We start from the raw sequence: 18,374 nt of genomic DNA on the forward strand, positions 1-18,374 counted from the left end.
ATAAACAAAAAGACATGAGTAAAATTATGACAGTCGACGTTTTGTCGAGTATTAAAGGAGCACAACCCAGTGAGGCGGTGAACAAATTATTTGATGTGATTAAAAATGCACAACCTACAAATAATAACTCTTTTAATAATAATCATAATAATGGTGTGTCGTTAAACGATTTAAGAGACGATGTGGTGATTGAAAGCTCTGCTATAGAGAAGCAAATCATTATCGAAAATTTCCCGAAAGCAAAAAATGGTTATTTGGTAGTTTCTAAAGTTATAGAAGAGTAATTATGAAATCTCAAATAAAACAACTTCACCAACAACTGGTGAACAAAGACATTTCTTGTACAGCCTTAATTCAAGAAAGATTAAACGCCTTAAAAGCAAATACCAACAACACCGTAAACTCCTTATTGGATACGTTAGCGCTTGATTTAGCTGCGAAAGTAGATGCTAAAATAGCCAACGGAGACACTATTGGTTTATTGGAAGGTATTCCGTTTGGTATTAAAGATGTGTACATGGTACAAGGTACCTACACAACGGCAAGCTCCGATTTATTAAAAAAATACAAATCGGCATATACAGCAACGGCTATTCAGAAATTATTGGATGCAGGTGCGATTCCTTTGGTAAAAGAAAACTGTGATAGTTTTGGTCATGGCTCATCGAGTGAAAACACCATTTTTGGCGCTGTTAAAAACGCGAACAACCCCAATTTAGTAGGTGGTGGTTCTAGTGGTGGTTCTGCTGTGAATGTGGCAAAAGATTATACCGTATTTTCTATTGGAGGTGATACAGGAGGTTCGGTACGCCAACCTGCTGGTTACAATAACGTATATGGTTTAAAACCAACTTATGGACGTATTTCTCGTTTTGGTTTGATGGCCTATGCATCGTCTACAGACTGTGTGGGACCTATTGCAAAATCGGTTGAAGATATTCGTATCGTACTGAATGTGATGAGTGGTAAAGATGGCAAAGACCAAACCACTTACGCTTCTACAGAAATTAGCGAAGAAAGTCTTTCAAATTCAAAAGATATTAAAACGGTTGGATACTTCAAAAACTTTATTGAAAGTGAGGCGATCGACCCAAAAATAAAAGCGGATTTTTTAGCAACTATTGAAAAAATAAAAGCCAAAGGTATCGAAGTAAAAGAACTGGATTTCTTTAAATCGGATATCTTGGTTTCTACTTACTATACACTGGCTATGGCCGAAACTGCTTCCAACTTATCACGTTTAGATGGTAGTAATTACGGAAACAGAATTGATGATAAAAACCTAAAAGAATCCTACGCGGTAACACGTTCTGAGAATTTTTCAGAAGAAACCAAACGCCGTATTGTTGGTGGCAACCAAGTATTATCTCAAGGATTTTCAGATGAAATTTATTTAAAAGGGTTGGCCTTAAGAGATTCGATTTCAGAAAATTTCGAAAACGATTTTAAAGAAGTGGATATCATTTTATCGCCAGTAACACCAGGCACGCCTCCCAAAATTGGAGACAGCTTAAAAGACCCGCACGCCATGTATTTAAGCGATGCTTATACGGTTGGGTTTAGCTTGGGGCAATTGCCAACACTTACCGCTCCACAAGGCACAGAAACAGGCGTACAAATTACAGCCGCTAGAAATAACGACGAACTTGTTTTGAAGTTTGCTAACTTCTTAAAAGACACGATATAATGGAACTAGAGCAATTAGATGCTGCGTTAAAAGCACACGATTTAGAGTTAGTAATTGGACTGGAAACACACGTTCGATTAAATACAAAAACCAAATTATTTTGTTCTTGCCCAAACCAAGAAATTGAAACGCCAAACCAAAACATTTGTTCGGTTTGTACAGGGCAAATGGGTGTTTTACCTGCTATTAATAAAGAAGCCATCACCAAGGCTATTTATTTTGGTAAAGCTGTAAAATCATCATTTGAAAATGAAGTGATTTCTTGGGACAGAAAGCATTACGAATACCCAGATAACCCGAAAAACATACAAATTACACAGTTTCACAACCCGGTAATTCCAGACGGACAAGTGTCTTGTTTCCGTAATGATGGAAGCCAGTTTACTGTTAATTTAACCCAAGTTCATATTGAAGAAGACGCCGCTAAATTGATGCACGAAAAAACAGTTTCGTTAGTCGATTTTAACAAAGCCGGTGTGCCTTTAATTGAAATTGTAACCGAACCTTGTATTCGCCATATTGAAGACGCTTCTATTTATGCACAATACATTCAACGTATTGTTCAAAATTTAAAAATATCTGAAGCAAATCTTGAAAAAGGAGAATTCAAATCGGATGTTTCGGTATCGCTTCGTAAAAAACATAGTTACGAATTAAACCCGCGTACCGAGATTAAAAACTTGAACTCGTTTAAGTTTATGGTCGATGCGTTGAAGGAAGAAATTGAAAAACAACTCAACTATTTTATAGAGCATAAAGAGTTTAGACCCGACCAAACTACGGTTTTATGGGATGCAGATTTAAAGCAAACCAAAACCATGCGTAAAAAGGAATTTGAGGCGGATTACCGTTTCATTTCAGAACCCGATTTACCGTTTGTAAACATAAAAGACGCCGTTGCTGCTATTACTGTAGACACCAGAACGCTTCCGTTTGCGGTAGAATCTATTTTGATAAACGGTGGTGTATTACCACAAGATGCTAAATTCTTTACAGCCGATTCATTACGCTCGGAAACGTTTGTTGCCATTAATAATGAACTGAACGATGCGTCGTTCGTAGCGAAAACATTATCAAACAATATAAAACCTGAGGAATACGCTCACATTCAAAATATTCAAGACTTTATTGAAATTTTCAAAGGTTTCAAAGAAGAAAAAGTAACCGTTGTATTGGTTCAAAATGCGATTAAATCATTGTTAGCCGATGCTTCATTTGATTATAAAACCTATTTTGAAGCCAACACTATTTCCGAAGAAAAAATCTACGATGCTATTGCTAAAGTCATTTCAGAGAATGAAGCAACAGCCAACGAGATTAAAGCTGGAAACCAAGGAAAAGCAGGTATTTTAGTCGGAAAAATTATAGCCATTATTGGTAAAGGTGCTTCCGGAAAAGTGATTCGCGAAGGGATTTTAAGTCAGTTGCAAGGTGCTTCAAAAACCGAAGCTTCAGATTCTAAAACTCTAGACGCACAAACACCAAACACCAAACAGCAAGCTGCCAAAAAAGAACAGGAAGAAGTATTACCACAAATTCCTATCGTTATAAAAGAAGAGTACAGAACCCACGTGATTACGGCTATTTCTGAAGCTAATATTTCAGAAACAGTGACGTTTGCAGGTTGGGTTTCTAGTGTGCGCGATCATGGTGAATTGATATTTATCGATTTGCGCGATTCGAGTACCGAAATTTTCCAAGTACGTTTAAGTAGAGAATCCTTTCCTAATTTAGACGAACTGGTAAAACTAAAACCAGAGTCGGTTATTACCGTTACCGGAACCGTGCTACAACGTAAAGAAGATGATTATAATTCGTCTTTACGATCTGGTAAAATTGAATTAGAGGCGACCCATTTAGATATTCTAAACCTATCGAGAACGCTGCCTTTCGAAATAAAACGTGCGACAAAAACCAACGAAAACACCCGTTTTCAATACAAGTATTTAGACCACAGAAACGACGATGTACGTCGCGTGATAGTAAACCGCCACAAGGTGATTAAATTACTACGTGACATTTTAGATAATGAAGAGTTTTTAGAAATTGAAACCCCTATTTTAAGTGCGGGGACTGATGAAGGCGCACGCGAATTCATTGTACCAACACGTAAACAAGCTGGTGCGTTTTACACGCTACCACAAGCACCACAGCAGTTTAAACAAATGTTGATGGTAAGTGGTTACGAAAAGTATTTCCAGATTGCACGTTGTTTTAGAGATGAAGATTCTCGTGGCGACCGTCAACCAGAATTCACCCAATTAGATATTGAAGTGGCGTATGCGAGTATGCAACAAATCATCGATTTAAACACCAACATGTTTAATGAAGTGGTAAACAAAATATATGGTAACAAATGGATATTGCGTCCGTTTGAAGTCATTACCTATCAAGATGCCATGGAGTTTTATGGTTGTGATAGACCCGATTTACGTTTCGGCTTGAAACTACAAGACATTACCAACATTGTAAAAGACACCACCTTCCAAGTATTTAGTAAACCAATTGAAGAAGGCGGAATTGTAAAATGTATTAAAGTATCGGCGGAAGAACAAGGCAGCAAACGTATGTCTAAAGGGCAAATTGAAAAATTAACAGCGATTGCACAACAACACGGTTTGGGTGGCTTGGCTTATATTATTGTAAATGAAAACGATTTACAATCGCCTATTATTAAGTTTTTAGGTGAAGATATCGCGGCTGGTATTATTGAAGCAACCCATGCGCAAGTGGGTGATATCGTATTTTTCTCAGCAGCCGATTATGCCACAGCAAATAAAGCTTTAGATGCAGTACGTCAAGAATTAGGTGCGATGTTAAAATTAATCAACCCTAAAGAATTACGCCCTGCTTGGGTAGTCGATTTCCCGATGTTTGAAAAAACAGATGAAGGCCGCTGGACGTTTACACACAACCCATTCTCGATGCCTGCAGTTGTCGATTTAGACAAGCACATGCATGGTAAAGAAGAAGAAATAGGAAGCATCATCGCCCAACAATACGATTTAATTTTGAACGGTTACGAAATTGGAGGAGGCTCTGTGCGTGCACACAAACCCGAAATTTTAGAAGCAACCTATAAAAATATGGGTTACAACAAAGAAGAAATGCTAAGAAGCGTGGGCACGATGTATAAAGCCTTCCATTACGGCGCACCGCCACACGGTGGTATTGCTTGGGGTGTAGACCGTTTAATGATGATTTTAGAGAAAAAAGCATCGATACGTGAAGTGATGGCATTCCCGAAAACAGGAACCAGTGAAGATTTATTATTTGGCGCTCCTTCCCTACTTTCTGATAAGAAAATTGAGGAAATGAATGTACGTGTGATGAGGAAGTAAATCCATACTCAACACGTTTTTATAGAGCAATATTATGGTTTAAGGGCATAAATTAATAGATGATTTTTTTATATATTGTTATGCCCTAAACAATAATCAATATCAGAGGTCGATTAAACTTATGTTTTACTCATAAAGTATCGACACATATTTTCTAGTTCAACTTTTAAATTATGTATTTTTTTTACCTAACTTAAAAAATCATGACACAGGGTATTGTAAAAAGAAACAACGTCACTATTAAGGGCGAAGGCGAAAAAATCATCCTTTTTGCTCACGGATTTGGCTGTGATCAAAATATGTGGCGATTTATTACCCCTGCTTTTGAAAAGGATCATAAAATAGTTCTTTTCGACTACATAGGTTGCGGAAATTCCGACACATCGGCTTACAATTTTGAGAAGTACTCAAATTTAAGGGGATATGCACAAGACGTATTAGATATTTGTATGGAACTCCAACTCTCCAATGTTATATTTATTGGTCATAGTGTAAGTTCCATGATTGGTTTATTGGCCGCTTTAGAACAGCCAAACTTGTTTAATAGTTTGGTACTAATAGGGCCTTCCGCCCGTTATATCAATGACGAGAATTATAAGGGAGGATTTTCACAAGAAGACCTTGAAGGGTTACTGAATGTGATGGATAATAATTACCTTGGATGGGCTAATTTTTTAGCTCCTACTGTAATGAAGAATGATGACAAACCTGAATTAACAGAAGAACTTAAAGAAAGTTTTTGCTCCTCAGACCGCACTATAACCCGAAAATTCGCAGAAGTAACTTTCTTCTCTGATAATCGTGATGACCTACCTAAGATTGACGTTCCATGTTTAATTTTACAATGTTCGGAAGATGTCATTGCTCCTGATGAAGTTGGACAATACATCCATAAACATATAAAAAACAGTACTTATAAAAAAATGAAAGCGACTGGTCACTGTCCACATATGAGCCATCCTGAAGAAACAATTAAGTTCACAAAAGAATTTTTAAAACACCAATATCATTAAAAAGACTTCTACAGACCAAAGCTCTTGGAAAAATGTCTATGACACTATTCCTTGTTTTTTATTTTCATTTTCAGAAAATGGCACCATAAACAAAATGAATGCCGAAATGCGAATAAAATTGGGTTTAGATATAGAAACCTTCATAGGAAGTCAATTAGCAGATATATTGACTTCGGGAAGTCAAATTTTCTATCAAACGCATTTTTACCCACTTTTAAAAATGCAAAAATCAGCACGCGAAATTTTCATGGAATTTAAAAGTCCAAATGGTCCAATACCAGTTCTTTTAAATATCGAAATCAATAATTCGGAATTGGGATTAGAAATGGTTTGTGGAGGCATGGAAATATCTGGCAGAAACCGCTATGAAAAAGAACTTATTGAAGCTAAAAAAGTTGCGGAACAGGCCTTAGTTGAAAACATAGAACTCAAAAAAACAGAAAATGCATTACTCTTAAATCAACGTACCTTAGAATCGCAACTCAGAAAACTAAAATTACTAAAGGAACAGCAACAACAAGTCTTCAAATTGATTTCGCATGACCTTCAAGAACCATTGCGCAAAACCATATTATATAGCGATTATATAGGAACTAAAGTGAACTCACTTCCGGAGAGTATTGAAAAAGGTTTATCCAAATTAGTAACTTTCAGCACGCAAATGAGTGATATGCTACTCACCTTATTACATTTCAAAGAACTGGATGAGATAGACTTAGTTTATAGCAAGGTTATATTATCTGAGGTGATAGAAGACGCATTGAAAGAATTAAATATTCAAAACAACAAAGAAATAGAAGTATCCTGTACCTATAAAAATCAAGAACTTTATGGTGACAAACGGATACTTACACGCCTTTTCATGGAGTTATTTAAGAATTCCATAAATGATAAGAATCCCGATAACAAAACCTTAATCATAGATATTTCCTCCATTGAAACCATAAAAAACAGTTTTACTGAGGTATCTAATAGATACCAATATGATAAATTTTTAAGAATCACATATACAGATAATGGCTTAGGTTTTGCAAAAAAATTCTATGAGATAATTCATAAATCTGTAGAATTTAACAAAATCAACATAGGTTTAGCCTATTCCAAGCAAATTGTTGAAAAACACCAAGGAAGTATTGCTGCCAAATCGGTAAACGGAAAAGGTGTTCATTATACCATTCTAATGCCCGTACAGCCTCATGATTTTTAATTTACAATTCAAGTAGAACTATTTATATTGCCCAATTAATCAACTTCATTTATTTCAATCAACCCTTTCATTTCACATAACTTACCCGCATTACTAGTTAATAGTTAAAGAAATGAATATGTATTAATTATGCATTTGAGTTAATTTTTAATTTTTTAAAATCCATAGACCTTCTTAAAAACTAATATTTTTAAGAAAAATATGGATTATGGATACGAACAGATTATCAAAAAAAATAGAGGATATTTTAAATTCTCAAGTCACTAAAGAAGCAGATGCTGCTCAAGTATATTTATCTTATGGCTGTTGGGCAGATAGCAAAGGCTATGGAGGTATTGCCAATTATTTCTTTAGACATTCTGGTGAAGAGCGCGATCACATGATGAAAGTGATGCAATATATTATGGAACGAGGTGGCGAGGTTAAAATAACCGCTATAAAAGCACCACCAAAAAGCCCTAAAAACTTGCAAGAATGTTTTGAAAAAACGTTTCAACATGAAGTAGATAATACAACCGCCATTTATGACATTGTAAATTTGGCACATGATGAAAAGGATTGGGCTACGTATAACTTTGCCCAGTGGTTTGTTAAAGAGCAAATTGAGGAAGAAAAATTGGTTATGGATTTATTGGATAAACTAAAAATTGCTGGCGGACCCAAAGCAAGCGATGAATCTTTATTCAACCTAGACACCTATTTGGGGCAAGCTCCAGACGACGCTCCTTTAGCGCGTGACGCCTCCGTAAACAAACCAGAATAAGGTATTTACTTTTAAAAATATATTAAAAAATCCCGATAGTTTTCTATCGGGATTTTTTTGCTTTAACTGTAGGAATTATTAGTTATATTTACGGGGTTAATAGAAGCATTACATTATCCATATCATACTATTTTGATTGGATATGGATAGTAAGGAATCACATATAAACAGTTACCTGCAAGTTAAAAAAACCGAACCGACAATAGATTGATTACTGAATAAAATATGAGCAAAAGACTTTATCTGAATTTATTTTTGAGTTTACTCATTTTACTTTTTGGCTACAATTTTGCTTCTGGACTAACAGGATATTGGACAATAAGAATAGTTAATATATTATCTATTGTTTTAGCTGGATTTTTCCTAATTAAATTTAATCCAAGCTTACTTCCGAAAAAAAATAACTCAACTTTCCGAATTCAATATCTATTCCCAATTGTTATCGGAATTATTGGTCTTTTTTTAATTAACTATTTTATCCCTCTATTAACCTATAAATTAATGGATTGGGAATGGCCAAGTAAAATTCATCTTACAAAATATGAATTGATAAGATATCTAGGATTAATAACTATTTTGGGTGTTTTGGAAGAGTTATATTTCCGTAGAATTATTGCTCAAAAAATATTTAATTCAAAAGGGTTTTCAAAAGCTCTCTGGATTTCAGCATTAATTTTCGGATTTGCTCATATAGTTACAGATTCAGGTATTCTAGGAACTTTTTTTGGCGGATTAGTATTAGGGTACATATATCTCAAAACAAAGAATATTTGGATAAGTATTTTTGCTCATCTGACCAATAATCTGATATCACTTTTTGTTTCTCCATTTTTAGATAAAAATATTGCTGATTTTAGTTCTTATCAAAAAATAACAATATTTATCGGATTTGGATTATCATTAATTTATGCTATGTATCTGATTTTTAAAAAACAAACGGAATTAAAACCAGCAGGTAACACCGTATAAAAATAATGCTTAGTTTAGTGCTTAATCAAGAGTCCGTGCACTTTTGTTACGTCTGATTTTCCTGCGGAAAATCCTCTCACACAAAACCGCACTATTCTTATACATAAACGTTGTATGCAATCTAAAAAACAACCGAACAAACAATAAAAAATGGAACCAATTACAATAATAACAACTGCTCTAGCTTTAGCTTCTCCATATTTAGCAAAAACAGGGGAAAAGGTAGCAGAAAAAATAGGAGAAGATGTTTGGAATATGCTAAAGAAACCTTTTAAAAAAGATAAGAAAAAAGAATTATTTCCTGAATCTCCAAATGAGACTCAATTAGAAAAAATAAAAGAAGAATTACTTTTAAAAGTCCAAAACAACGACTCTTTTAAAAATGAACTTTTACAAACAATTACAGAAGCCAAAACAAATCTTAACCAACAAAATATAAATAATCAAGGTAAAGTAGAAAAACAGATAAATATTCAAACCAATACAGGAGATATTAAATTTTGATGGGACAAGATGTAAATAATAATGGAGAAGTCCAATCACAGTTAAATGCTGCTAATGTTGAAGGGAACATATATTTCGCAAAGAAAACAAGATTTGCACGAAGATTTGAAAAATTAAACCAAGAAGTCAAAAATGATGAAAGGTATGAAGGAACAATGGAGGCTTTTAAATTTTATCTAACCAAGCTTGATGGAATTAGTGCTGAAACTAAATTATCTGATGGTGGTTTTACTGAAAATGAAGTTATTAACGCAATTAGGAGAAAAGAAAAGTACGCCAAACGTCTGCAACTAAATAGGTTTTTTGAATCAGCACAATGGATAGATAGTCAATTATTCGCAAAAATAAAAATGGACTTTGAAGGATTTATTACACCGCTAATTGACAATGGAGCTTCTAAAAGTGAAATATTAAAAGAAGTTATCGTAAAAGTAGTACAACCCGTACTTGATTTAATAAATTTAGAAGGCGAAGATGATGAAGTTTTAAATTACAATGCAGAAGATATCTTTGGAATGGTTTATTACTTAACAGGTCAATGTCACATAAATTGGAAAAATTATGATAGTATATAACCAAGCTTTAGATTTATATCATACTATTTTTAGATTACTTCACTTTCTAAATAAGTTTGAAAATAAAAGTGTAATTGAAATTGAAAGGATAAGAATTTGGGATTTTTACTTATTATTTCCAAGTAAAATTCACGAAATAAGGCTAAAACAAGGTGAATCAGATATACGTAAATTAAGAAAGCAATTCATAAAAGATTCAAAAAATCCTTATGAGAAAATTTCTGAAAACCGTAAAATATTTGAAAAAATAAAACCATACCAACTAGCTGCCTTTAACTGTATAGCTTCATATGGAATTATAGATAAATCTTTTTTAAATCAACAAAGAATTTCAATAATCAACAAAGAAATATTGACTGAATTTGTTAATAATTTTGAAGATTTACCAGCAAAAGAAAAAAACGTAATTGCTTTAATGACTTCACTTTTTAACCAAATATCATTATTCGGAACTGATGGGTTAAAGAGCAGAACTAATCTATTAGAAAGTAAGTATGATGCGTAACAATTTATTTTTAAACAGACTCCGTATTTATACTGAAAATGGAGAAATCGCTTATGATGAAAAATTTCATAAAGGCGTAAATATAATACGTGGTGATAATAGTAGTGGGAAATCAACTATTACTCATTTTATTTTTTACGTATTGGGAGGAGCTTTTAATGATTTTGTGCCAGAAGCAAGGTTATGCTCACAAGCCATTGCAGAAGTTGAGATGAATGGAGCAACGTTTACAATTAAAAGAGATATTGTAAAAGATGAAAAAAGCAATATAAGCACCCAATCACCTCTATACTTTTTTTGGGGAAATATGGATGAAAGTTTTAATCCACCAGTAGATAAAAGTTGGCAAAAATTTGGTTACAAGACAACTGAAAATAGAAAGAGTTTTTCAAATGTAATGTTTGACAATCTAGACTTACCAATTGTAAAAGGAGATAGCAATATTACATTTCACCAAATATTAAGGCTTTTATATATTGACCAAGAGTCACCTACTAGCTCATTATTTTTATATGAGCATTTTGACAGTCAATTAACAAGAGAGACTGTATCTGATTTATTGTTAGGTGTATATAATGAGGAACTATATGAGAATAAAAAACGGCTTATATCTGCGGAAAAGGAATTTGAGAATATTAAAAGTGAAATAAAAGCAACCTCACAATTTTTTTCTGACCCTTTAGCACTTAACCCAACACATATTAACGAAGCAATACAAAATAGAGAAATTGAAATATCTCAAATTCAAGAAGAAATTGTCTCTATAAGAAATAAGGATAAAAAAGTTAATTATGAAGAAGATTCCGAACTTTCCTTTCAAAAACTAAATCAGGATTCAATTGTACAACGTAAAATTGTTGCTGATATAGAAAATCAAATTACTTATCTGTACAATGAAATTGAAGATTCTACCTTTTTTATAGAAACACTTGATAAAAAAATAATAGCGTTAAAGAATTCTATTCATACAAGAGAATTCCTAGGAAATCTTCCTCTAGAATATTGTCCTGAGTGCTTATCGAGAATAAAAACAAATACAGATAGCTCAAATTGTAAACTATGTAAAGAGCCTATAGATGAATCTTTTGGAGTAGTTCAAGCAAGAAGAATGGAACTTGAAATTGGTTTCCAAATTAATGAATCAAAAAAATTACTTGAAATCAATAAGAGAAACTTATTAGAATTAGAATCTAAATATTCAAGCGAGATTGGTAAACTTCACGATATTCAAAAACAAGTTAATTCAGCACTAGAAGATGTTAAGTCGTATAGTGAAGAAGCAATTGACAACTTAAACAATAAAAAAGGTTTTATAGAAGGGGAAATTCTTCAGTTTAGGACAATGTTAGAAAATGCAGAATTATATGACAGATTGCTCCAAAAGAAAAATGAATTAGGAAAAGAGGTTAGCTATTTGAAAGCGTATATTTTCAAAACAGAAAAAGCACAAACATTATTAAAACAAGCAATAAACGAAAAAATCAAAGAAGAAGGTATTTACTTACTAAACAATGATTTAGACAGGCAAGATGAATTTAAAAACGCTAATGATTTCTTTATTGATTATTCAAACAACATTGCCTTTTTATCAAATAAGTTTTCAAAATATTCAGCAAGTTCAAATTTCTATTTAAAAGTTGCTGCTAGGTTTTCAATCTTTTTAGCGTCATTGCATATAGATGAAATGAGGTATCCTAGATTTATTTTTGCTGATAATATGGAGGATAAAGGTATTGAAATGAAAAGAGCTCAAAATCTCCAAGACTTATTAATTAAGAGAGTTAATGATTTTGATGGGAATAAATATCAAATGATTTATACAACTTCATATATTACAGAAGAACTTAATCACAGTGAACTCGTTGTTGGAGAATATTATACAAAGGAAAATCCTAGTTTAAAAAATATTAATAAATAGAAAAGACTGCATACAACAAAGAACTGAGGTAAAAAACAAGTCATTTCTTCAAAAATATTAGACACTATTATGTTGGGCTTAGAAATTCAAGTAGTCAATTTTTAATTCATTTTTTATTTGCTAAATTAGGCACTTAACACACGCAACAAACCATAAACAACAACATTACCAAGCATGAGTAAAATGAATACCTTCAAAATTTTCATACCGATAAAAAACAGTTCTATTAACATTGATTGGATTTTCACAATAACGATCACCCTATCTCTCTTGTTTGTTTTTTTAGTCGATTATTATGAAGAAATAGTGCCAGAAACCATCTCAAAAATTTCCGTCGGGTTTTTAATTTTTAATTTAATACTCGTAATAGTAATTCAAATCATCAGCCATTTTCTGTATCAATCGTTAAGTGGCGCATTTGATGGAGAAATTATTCTTAATGATGACAGTATTAATTTAGGCGAGAAAACCTTAGCAATTTCGACTATTAAAAAACTAGAAGTCTTTATTCAGGATTATAAAGGCATGCACATATGGCACCAAAAAACTTTGAAACCCAAATTGCAACAAGGAGTGAAAAACGCTATGAAAATTGAATTAATTTCTGGCGACATTTTATCTGTAAATTTTCTTCAAGCTTATAAAAATGAATTTCAAAAAAGCAGTGAGTATTTAAAAAAATATTACTTAGAAGGTAAAATTCACTTTTTACATTTAATTGATTTGTTAGAGATTACAGATTATAATGACATCCAGAATTTAAAAAAGGAGTTGAATGAAAAAAAAACTTTAAGAAAACAAGATGATGAAAATTAAATTTAACGAAACCGAAAAGACGATTGAAATAAAAGATGGACTGAAGAAACAGTATTTATTAATGAATATATCACTAGTTTTTACTCTCGTTAATTCTGTTTTATTCCCAATATTTGTATTAACTAAAAAACAAATGGAATGGATGGGGTTTATTTGGATTATTATTGGAATTTTCTCGATTCTGCTGTTTACGTATCAAACACTTAAAAAAACAGCATCTGAAAAACTAAAATTATCAGAAATCAGATCGCTAAGCGAAAAACAAGTTTTTGGACGAAAAAGGTTCAGTCTGAAATTAAAAAACGGAAAATTAAGAGACCTAATAGATGTTAAAAATGAATCTGATATTTTAGAGATTAAAAAGCTATTTAAAGTTATCGGAATTGAAACAACCTAAATAAACCTTAATAAATCTATTATAGACCCCTGTGTTAAAGTTGGTTAATTAAAGTTAAACTGTATTAAACACTAATTCAATATTATTAAATTATACGTTGATTTGTTTTCAAATAACTTTAATTTAAAATTATGAAAAAAGTATTATTGGTAGTTGCTATCGCTGTTTTGGGATTAGCAAATGTTAATGCACAAGAAATTAAATTCGGTGCAAAAGGGGGTTTAAATTTCGCTACTATTAGCGGAGACAATACAGAAGCTACAGAACCTGTAACAGCTTTTAATTTTGGTCTGGTTGCTGAGATACCCATTAACGAAAAATTTTCTTTTCAACCCGAATTAATGTATTCTGGTCAAGGATATAGTTTTGATAGTGACGCCTTAGTGGCACTCAATTATTTAAACATGCCTTTAATGGGAAAATATTATGTAACAAAAGGCTTGAGTGTTGAAGCGGGACCACAAATAGGCTTTTTACTTTCTGCCGAAAAAGATAATACAGATTTAAAAGATTCATTTAACACCCTTGATTTTGGTGTTAATTTTGGATTAGCTTATAAACTTGACAACGGCCTTAATTTTGGCGCCAGATATAACCTGGGACTATCTGATATTAATAATATAGATGGTTTCACAGATAAAAATAAAAATGGTGTGTTACAATTATCCGTTGGGTATTTCTTTTTCTAAAACTTCATAATTTCAATATATTAAAACCCAAGTAATTTTACTTGGGTTTACTTTTTTATTCAAACCTCAGCAGCCCAAAAGAGTGAACTCAAATATGAATTTTTATATGAAATTGAAGCTACTTTAGATTCGACCATGGTTCTAGGAAAACATCTTTAGGCAATAAATTAATTCACCCCGTTACCGGAGGCTTTTTTGAAGGACCAAAAATTAAAGGCAAGGTTTTACCTATTGGAGCCGATTGGGCGCTTTCTTTCGATTCTGGAATAAAGAAATTAGATGTTGATATGGTTCTTAAAACGGATGATGACGCTATTATTTATGTGAAATACACAGGGTTTATTTATCGTGAAGCAGATGGAAGTCTCTATTTTAGAGTGATTCCCATTTTTGAAACGAGTTCAGAAAAATACTTTTGGCTAAATCACACCATTGCGGTTGGCATAGGAAGACGTATTGAAGGTGGTGTTGCCTATACAGTATATGCTATAAAATAACTTCGGGCAGCTTTCAACGCTTCATTTTTATTCAAAAACCACGCGATCACAAAACACTAATACACAGTTTAAGGGTAACGCCCAAACACCTTTTACACTTTCATTTCAAAACCCCTAACTTTAACATTCAACAATGACTTTTTTAATGTCCTTAAGATTATTAAACTTACCTTTAAACCTTCTTTAAATATTAAAAAATTAAGCATGAGAATACTTATATATCTGTGTTCCTTTTTTTGCATCAACGCCTTTGCCCAGGCTACTTGGCAACCAGCTACCAACATTGTTACTAATGGCGATAACCAACGTTTTGATGATATTCATTTTATAAACGAAACAACAGGTTGGGCTGCCAACGGTGGTTACGCTGCGGTTTACAAAACCACAGATGGTGGTAAAAACTGGACTTTGCAACTAAGTGAAGCTATGCTTGGTGGCGATTACTATTTTAGAAGCATCCATTTTTTAGATGAAAATATCGGCTTTTTAGGCACATTAGACAGTAAATTTTTTAAAACCAGTAACGGTGGTACGAATTGGACTGAAGTGACAAACCTACCAACCATTCCAAAAGGAATTTGCGGTTTAGATAGTGTGGGCACATCGACCATTTATGGTTGTGGCGCCTATTTTGAACCAGCACATATTATAAAATCGACAGACAGCGGTGACACTTGGCAATATATAGACATGTCTGCCTACGCCACTGCGCTCGTAGAAATTCACTTTTTAACAGAGCAAATTGGTTTTGTTGGTGGAAAAAATGCCAATGGAGCAACGCTACTAAAAACCATAGATGGTGGCGCTACTTGGACGGAGCTATACAACTCGACCTTACAAGGTGAGTACTTTTGGAAAATGCAAGTACTAGAAAGCAACCCCAATGTTATTTTTGGAGCTGTTGAAGCTGCGACATCTCATTATTTAGGAAAACTAGCCAAGTCTTTAGACGGCGGCGCCACATGGATAACCTACAATGCACCCGAAGCCAACATTCAAGCAGTTGGTTTTATTGACGAAAACAAAGGCTGGATGGGTGGCCACACCACTGGTTTTTACGAAACCTTAAATGGCGGGCAATCTTGGACGAACCTAAACGTGGGGAAAAACTTGAACAGAATATTTATTATGAGTTCAACCTTGGCCTACGCAAGTGGTGCCACTATTTATAAATTTACAGAGGCATCTTTGGGTATTGAAGCTACCAATGCGCATAGTAGAACGCCCTTAAAACTGCATATAAAGAATAACCCCGTTGACTCGTATCTTGAATTTGATATCGATTTTGATTCTAGCGACCACATTTTAATTGAACTTTATGAAATGAACGGGAAATTTATTCGACAATTAACCAGAGATCGCATTTTGGCCACATCGATTAAAAGTTATAAATTTTCGGTGGAAGATTTAGCTTCGGGTACTTACTTGATTAATTTTCATAATAATACAGGTAGGGAATCTCATAAATTTGTAAGAAAATAAACGAACAAAAACCTTATATTTACTTTTATTAACACTTTAAAACCTTGAATTTGAAAAAATCAAACATTATTACAAGCCTTGCATGCCTTTTTATCATGTTATTATCTTCTAACATAGAAGCACAAAAATTTAGTTCTTTAGACAAAAGTCCGTTGGATGTGACTGTATACCCAAGCAGCAACAAAGAACCTAACAAACTAGTAAAAGTCGTTTATAGCCGACCTCAGCTTAAAGAAAGAGATTTAGGTAAACTAGCTCCAAACGGAAAAGTATGGAGAACAGGCGCTAACGAAGCGGCTAACATCACGCTATACAAAGACATGAAAGTTGCTGGAAAAGCGGTTAAAGCTGGTGAATATTCTTTATTTACGATTCCTGGTGATAAAGAATGGACTATTATTTTAAATAAAGACATTAATGTTTGGGGTGCTTACTCATACAAAGAAGCGCAAGATGTTATTCGCGTTTCGGCTCCTGTAAGTTCTGGAGATTCGCTTGAAGCATTCTCTATTGCTTTTTCTGATGATGGCACGATGTATTTAGGTTGGGACACCGTACGTGTTGCTGTTCCTTTTACGAAATAAAAACAACCCTATTTTATAAAATTAAAAACGCCTTGAAATTTCAAGGCGTTTTTTTTCATCAAACAATAATTTGATTGAGAATAGCATTTACATAACTGTTTAATCGACTACTACAAAGTCCCCTTGAGAGATATAACTAATTTCTGCACTAAAAGCTGTAGAAACTAGTTCGGCGACATTTCTTCCATCCTGTAACACAATAGGGTTTCTCTTGGATCCCGCCTGCGAAAAAGACATGCTATATAAGGCCCCGTTGATGGTATATTCAACACGGGACACTTTTGTATTTCCGTTACTATTACTAGACGTTTCAACTTGAATGGCATACGATGCATCAGGATTAATACAATCGCCTGGAGCGATTGCTGTTCCATCTGCATACACAAAACTAATGGATGTGGGGTTGAAGCTTTCAACATCTACTACAATAGCGGTATCATCATTCTTTGAACAAGTAAAGAATGTTATAAGAATTACAATAAAATATGGTTTCATTTTCATAACTATTCTTTTAAATTTATAATGATGTTTTTGGAAAACCCATTAACCTTCACCGTATAACTCCCTGTACTTAGGTTATTAAAAATAGCCTCGCCATTTACAAGACTTTGTGTGGCATAGCTAGTTTGCCCTTTAATTAAGGAGACTGTGCTCCCACTTTCTGATGACTGTACTTTGATGGCTCCTCCTTTATAACAAACAGCATCCTTTTTATAGAAAACCAAATTCCCTATAGCGGCATTAGAACTTACGCTTATTGTCCATTCAACTCGTTTTGATTCGTCTTCAGACAGAAGGTTAAAGGTTATAGGACTTGAGAAATCTAGTGCATTATTACCCGATTCCACTTTAACACCCTGCTTTAATAACTGAGCTCCGGCACTCAATACGAAAACAGCATTGAGCGCCGTTACGCTTTGCCTCTCTTCAACAATCAATGTTATAGTGTTGCCACTTGTAGCCTTATTAACAACATCAACCTTATCAAAATCAAACCTAATCAACGCTGTTTCATTATTCAAAACAGGTTTTGCTACACTAAAAGCCTGAAGTAAATCGCCATAATGGGCACCTATTTCAAAATTTATAGTTTTTTCAATATCTACTACCGTATCAGTTGCTGAATTATACACTTTAAAGTTTATAGCTTCATTATTAGCATTTGAAAAAACGGTTAAATAAGCATAATACCTATTTTTACTTTCCACGTAAATTAAATTGGTAACACCTCTTATTTCTCCATTTGAAAAGGCCGCAACCTGATCGTTAGTACTTGATAAATTAGTTCCATCAATGGTAACGAAGGCCACAAAGGACATGGTATATTCAAAATTATTTTCGTTTACCGACCAATTGGGAGCTTGTCCGTAAGAAATCATTCCTACTAAAAAGCATATAAGTAACTCTATTGTTCTTCTTTTCATCAT

The 18,374-nt window shown here is 33.4% G+C and carries 18 protein-coding genes and 1 pseudogene; 17 read left to right on the forward strand and 2 right to left on the reverse strand.

Features of this window, described 5'->3' with window-relative positions:
- Nucleotides 1–14: 14 nt before the first annotated feature.
- The 17 genes and pseudogenes from Q5N74_RS06390 (at nt 15) to Q5N74_RS06470 (ending at nt 16,947) form a co-directional block, all read left to right on the forward strand.
- The gene (locus tag Q5N74_RS06390) at nt 15–284 is read left to right on the forward strand and encodes a hypothetical protein (protein ID WP_304387908.1); all 270 of its coding nucleotides are present in this window, start codon (nt 15–17) and stop codon (nt 282–284) included.
- Nucleotides 285–286: 2 nt separating this feature from the next.
- A complete protein-coding gene (locus Q5N74_RS06395) occupies nt 287–1,687 on the forward strand; it encodes an amidase family protein (RefSeq protein WP_304387909.1) in 1,401 nt (466 codons plus the stop codon).
- Entirely contained in the window at nt 1,687–5,028 is a 3,342-nt protein-coding gene (gatB/aspS, locus tag Q5N74_RS06400) for a bifunctional amidotransferase subunit GatB/aspartate--tRNA ligase AspS (RefSeq protein ID WP_304387910.1), read from the forward strand. Before Q5N74_RS06395 ends, gatB/aspS begins: the two co-directional genes overlap by 1 nt.
- A 203-nt stretch (nt 5,029–5,231) precedes the next feature.
- A complete protein-coding gene (locus Q5N74_RS06405; protein ID WP_304387911.1) occupies nt 5,232–6,041 on the forward strand; it encodes an alpha/beta fold hydrolase in 810 nt (269 codons plus the stop codon).
- Nucleotides 6,042–6,147: 106 nt separating this feature from the next.
- On the forward strand, nt 6,148–7,248 hold the full coding sequence (locus Q5N74_RS06410; RefSeq protein WP_304387912.1) for an ATP-binding protein: 1,101 nt from the start codon (nt 6,148–6,150) through the stop codon (nt 7,246–7,248).
- A gap of 208 nt (nt 7,249–7,456) precedes the next feature.
- Entirely contained in the window at nt 7,457–8,011 is a 555-nt protein-coding gene (locus Q5N74_RS06415) for a ferritin (protein WP_304387913.1), read from the forward strand.
- A 225-nt stretch (nt 8,012–8,236) separates the two neighbouring features.
- Complete coding sequence (locus tag Q5N74_RS06420; RefSeq protein ID WP_304387914.1) at nt 8,237–8,980, forward strand: CPBP family intramembrane glutamic endopeptidase; 744 nt, start codon at nt 8,237–8,239, stop codon at nt 8,978–8,980.
- A 150-nt stretch (nt 8,981–9,130) separates the two neighbouring features.
- Entirely contained in the window at nt 9,131–9,484 is a 354-nt protein-coding gene (locus Q5N74_RS06425; protein ID WP_191099996.1) for a hypothetical protein, read from the forward strand.
- Nucleotides 9,484–10,059, forward strand: coding sequence for an ABC-three component system protein (locus Q5N74_RS06430; RefSeq protein WP_191101315.1), 576 nt, complete (start codon nt 9,484–9,486; stop codon nt 10,057–10,059). The genes Q5N74_RS06425 and Q5N74_RS06430 overlap by 1 nt, the downstream gene beginning before the upstream one ends.
- Nucleotides 10,046–10,564 (forward strand): ABC-three component system middle component 5, encoded by a 519-nt coding sequence (locus Q5N74_RS06435; RefSeq protein ID WP_304387915.1) that lies wholly within the window; start codon nt 10,046–10,048, stop codon nt 10,562–10,564. The genes Q5N74_RS06430 and Q5N74_RS06435 overlap by 14 nt, the downstream gene beginning before the upstream one ends.
- A complete protein-coding gene (locus tag Q5N74_RS06440; RefSeq protein ID WP_304387916.1) occupies nt 10,554–12,482 on the forward strand; it encodes an AAA family ATPase in 1,929 nt (642 codons plus the stop codon). Before Q5N74_RS06435 ends, Q5N74_RS06440 begins: the two co-directional genes overlap by 11 nt.
- 183 nt (nt 12,483–12,665) lie before the next feature.
- Nucleotides 12,666–13,298, forward strand: a complete 633-nt coding sequence (locus tag Q5N74_RS06445; protein WP_304387917.1) for a hypothetical protein — start codon at nt 12,666–12,668, stop codon at nt 13,296–13,298.
- Nucleotides 13,285–13,695, forward strand: coding sequence for a hypothetical protein (locus Q5N74_RS06450; protein WP_304387918.1), 411 nt, complete (start codon nt 13,285–13,287; stop codon nt 13,693–13,695). The genes Q5N74_RS06445 and Q5N74_RS06450 overlap by 14 nt, the downstream gene beginning before the upstream one ends.
- 131 nt (nt 13,696–13,826) lie before the next feature.
- A complete protein-coding gene (locus Q5N74_RS06455; protein WP_304387919.1) occupies nt 13,827–14,384 on the forward strand; it encodes a porin family protein in 558 nt (185 codons plus the stop codon).
- A gap of 158 nt (nt 14,385–14,542) precedes the next feature.
- Nucleotides 14,543–14,881, forward strand: a pseudogene (locus tag Q5N74_RS06460) (DUF3237 domain-containing protein); the annotation flags it as partial.
- A gap of 204 nt (nt 14,882–15,085) precedes the next feature.
- On the forward strand, nt 15,086–16,363 hold the full coding sequence (locus Q5N74_RS06465) for a YCF48-related protein (RefSeq protein ID WP_304387920.1): 1,278 nt from the start codon (nt 15,086–15,088) through the stop codon (nt 16,361–16,363).
- Nucleotides 16,364–16,413: 50 nt separating this feature from the next.
- Nucleotides 16,414–16,947, forward strand: a complete 534-nt coding sequence (locus Q5N74_RS06470) for a DUF2911 domain-containing protein (RefSeq protein ID WP_304387921.1) — start codon at nt 16,414–16,416, stop codon at nt 16,945–16,947.
- Nucleotides 16,948–17,046: 99 nt separating this feature from the next.
- Here Q5N74_RS06470 and Q5N74_RS06475 read toward each other — a convergent pair whose 3' ends face one another.
- Complete coding sequence (locus Q5N74_RS06475; protein WP_304387922.1) at nt 17,047–17,448, reverse strand: hypothetical protein; 402 nt, start codon at nt 17,446–17,448, stop codon at nt 17,047–17,049.
- A gap of 2 nt (nt 17,449–17,450) precedes the next feature.
- Nucleotides 17,451–18,374, reverse strand: coding sequence for a hypothetical protein (locus Q5N74_RS06480; RefSeq protein ID WP_304387923.1), 924 nt, complete (start codon nt 18,372–18,374; stop codon nt 17,451–17,453).

Source organism: Mariniflexile sp. AS56, from assembly GCF_030552475.1.
Classification (GTDB): domain Bacteria; phylum Bacteroidota; class Bacteroidia; order Flavobacteriales; family Flavobacteriaceae; genus Mariniflexile.

Excerpts from the sequence above, each read along its gene's own strand:
- Q5N74_RS06430 (WP_191101315.1), top strand. The coding sequence starts at position 9,484 with ATGGGACAAGATGTAAATAATAATGGAGAAGTCCAATCACAGTTAAAT.
- Q5N74_RS06395 (WP_304387909.1), top strand. The coding sequence starts at position 287 with ATGAAATCTCAAATAAAACAACTTCACCAACAACTGGTGAACAAAGAC.
- Q5N74_RS06475 (WP_304387922.1), bottom strand. The coding sequence starts at position 17,448 with ATGAAAATGAAACCATATTTTATTGTAATTCTTATAACATTCTTTACT.
- Q5N74_RS06415 (WP_304387913.1), top strand. The coding sequence starts at position 7,457 with ATGGATACGAACAGATTATCAAAAAAAATAGAGGATATTTTAAATTCT.
- Q5N74_RS06465 (WP_304387920.1), top strand. The coding sequence starts at position 15,086 with ATGAGAATACTTATATATCTGTGTTCCTTTTTTTGCATCAACGCCTTT.
- Q5N74_RS06480 (WP_304387923.1), bottom strand. The coding sequence starts at position 18,374 with ATGATGAAAAGAAGAACAATAGAGTTACTTATATGCTTTTTAGTAGGA.
- Q5N74_RS06445 (WP_304387917.1), top strand. The coding sequence starts at position 12,666 with ATGAATACCTTCAAAATTTTCATACCGATAAAAAACAGTTCTATTAAC.
- Q5N74_RS06410 (WP_304387912.1), top strand. The coding sequence starts at position 6,148 with ATGCGAATAAAATTGGGTTTAGATATAGAAACCTTCATAGGAAGTCAA.
- Q5N74_RS06455 (WP_304387919.1), top strand. The coding sequence starts at position 13,827 with ATGAAAAAAGTATTATTGGTAGTTGCTATCGCTGTTTTGGGATTAGCA.
- Q5N74_RS06440 (WP_304387916.1), top strand. The coding sequence starts at position 10,554 with ATGATGCGTAACAATTTATTTTTAAACAGACTCCGTATTTATACTGAA.
- Q5N74_RS06450 (WP_304387918.1), top strand. The coding sequence starts at position 13,285 with ATGATGAAAATTAAATTTAACGAAACCGAAAAGACGATTGAAATAAAA.
- Q5N74_RS06390 (WP_304387908.1), top strand. The coding sequence starts at position 15 with ATGAGTAAAATTATGACAGTCGACGTTTTGTCGAGTATTAAAGGAGCA.
- Q5N74_RS06405 (WP_304387911.1), top strand. The coding sequence starts at position 5,232 with ATGACACAGGGTATTGTAAAAAGAAACAACGTCACTATTAAGGGCGAA.
- gatB/aspS (WP_304387910.1), top strand. The coding sequence starts at position 1,687 with ATGGAACTAGAGCAATTAGATGCTGCGTTAAAAGCACACGATTTAGAG.
- Q5N74_RS06425 (WP_191099996.1), top strand. The coding sequence starts at position 9,131 with ATGGAACCAATTACAATAATAACAACTGCTCTAGCTTTAGCTTCTCCA.
- Q5N74_RS06435 (WP_304387915.1), top strand. The coding sequence starts at position 10,046 with ATGATAGTATATAACCAAGCTTTAGATTTATATCATACTATTTTTAGA.
- Q5N74_RS06420 (WP_304387914.1), top strand. The coding sequence starts at position 8,237 with ATGAGCAAAAGACTTTATCTGAATTTATTTTTGAGTTTACTCATTTTA.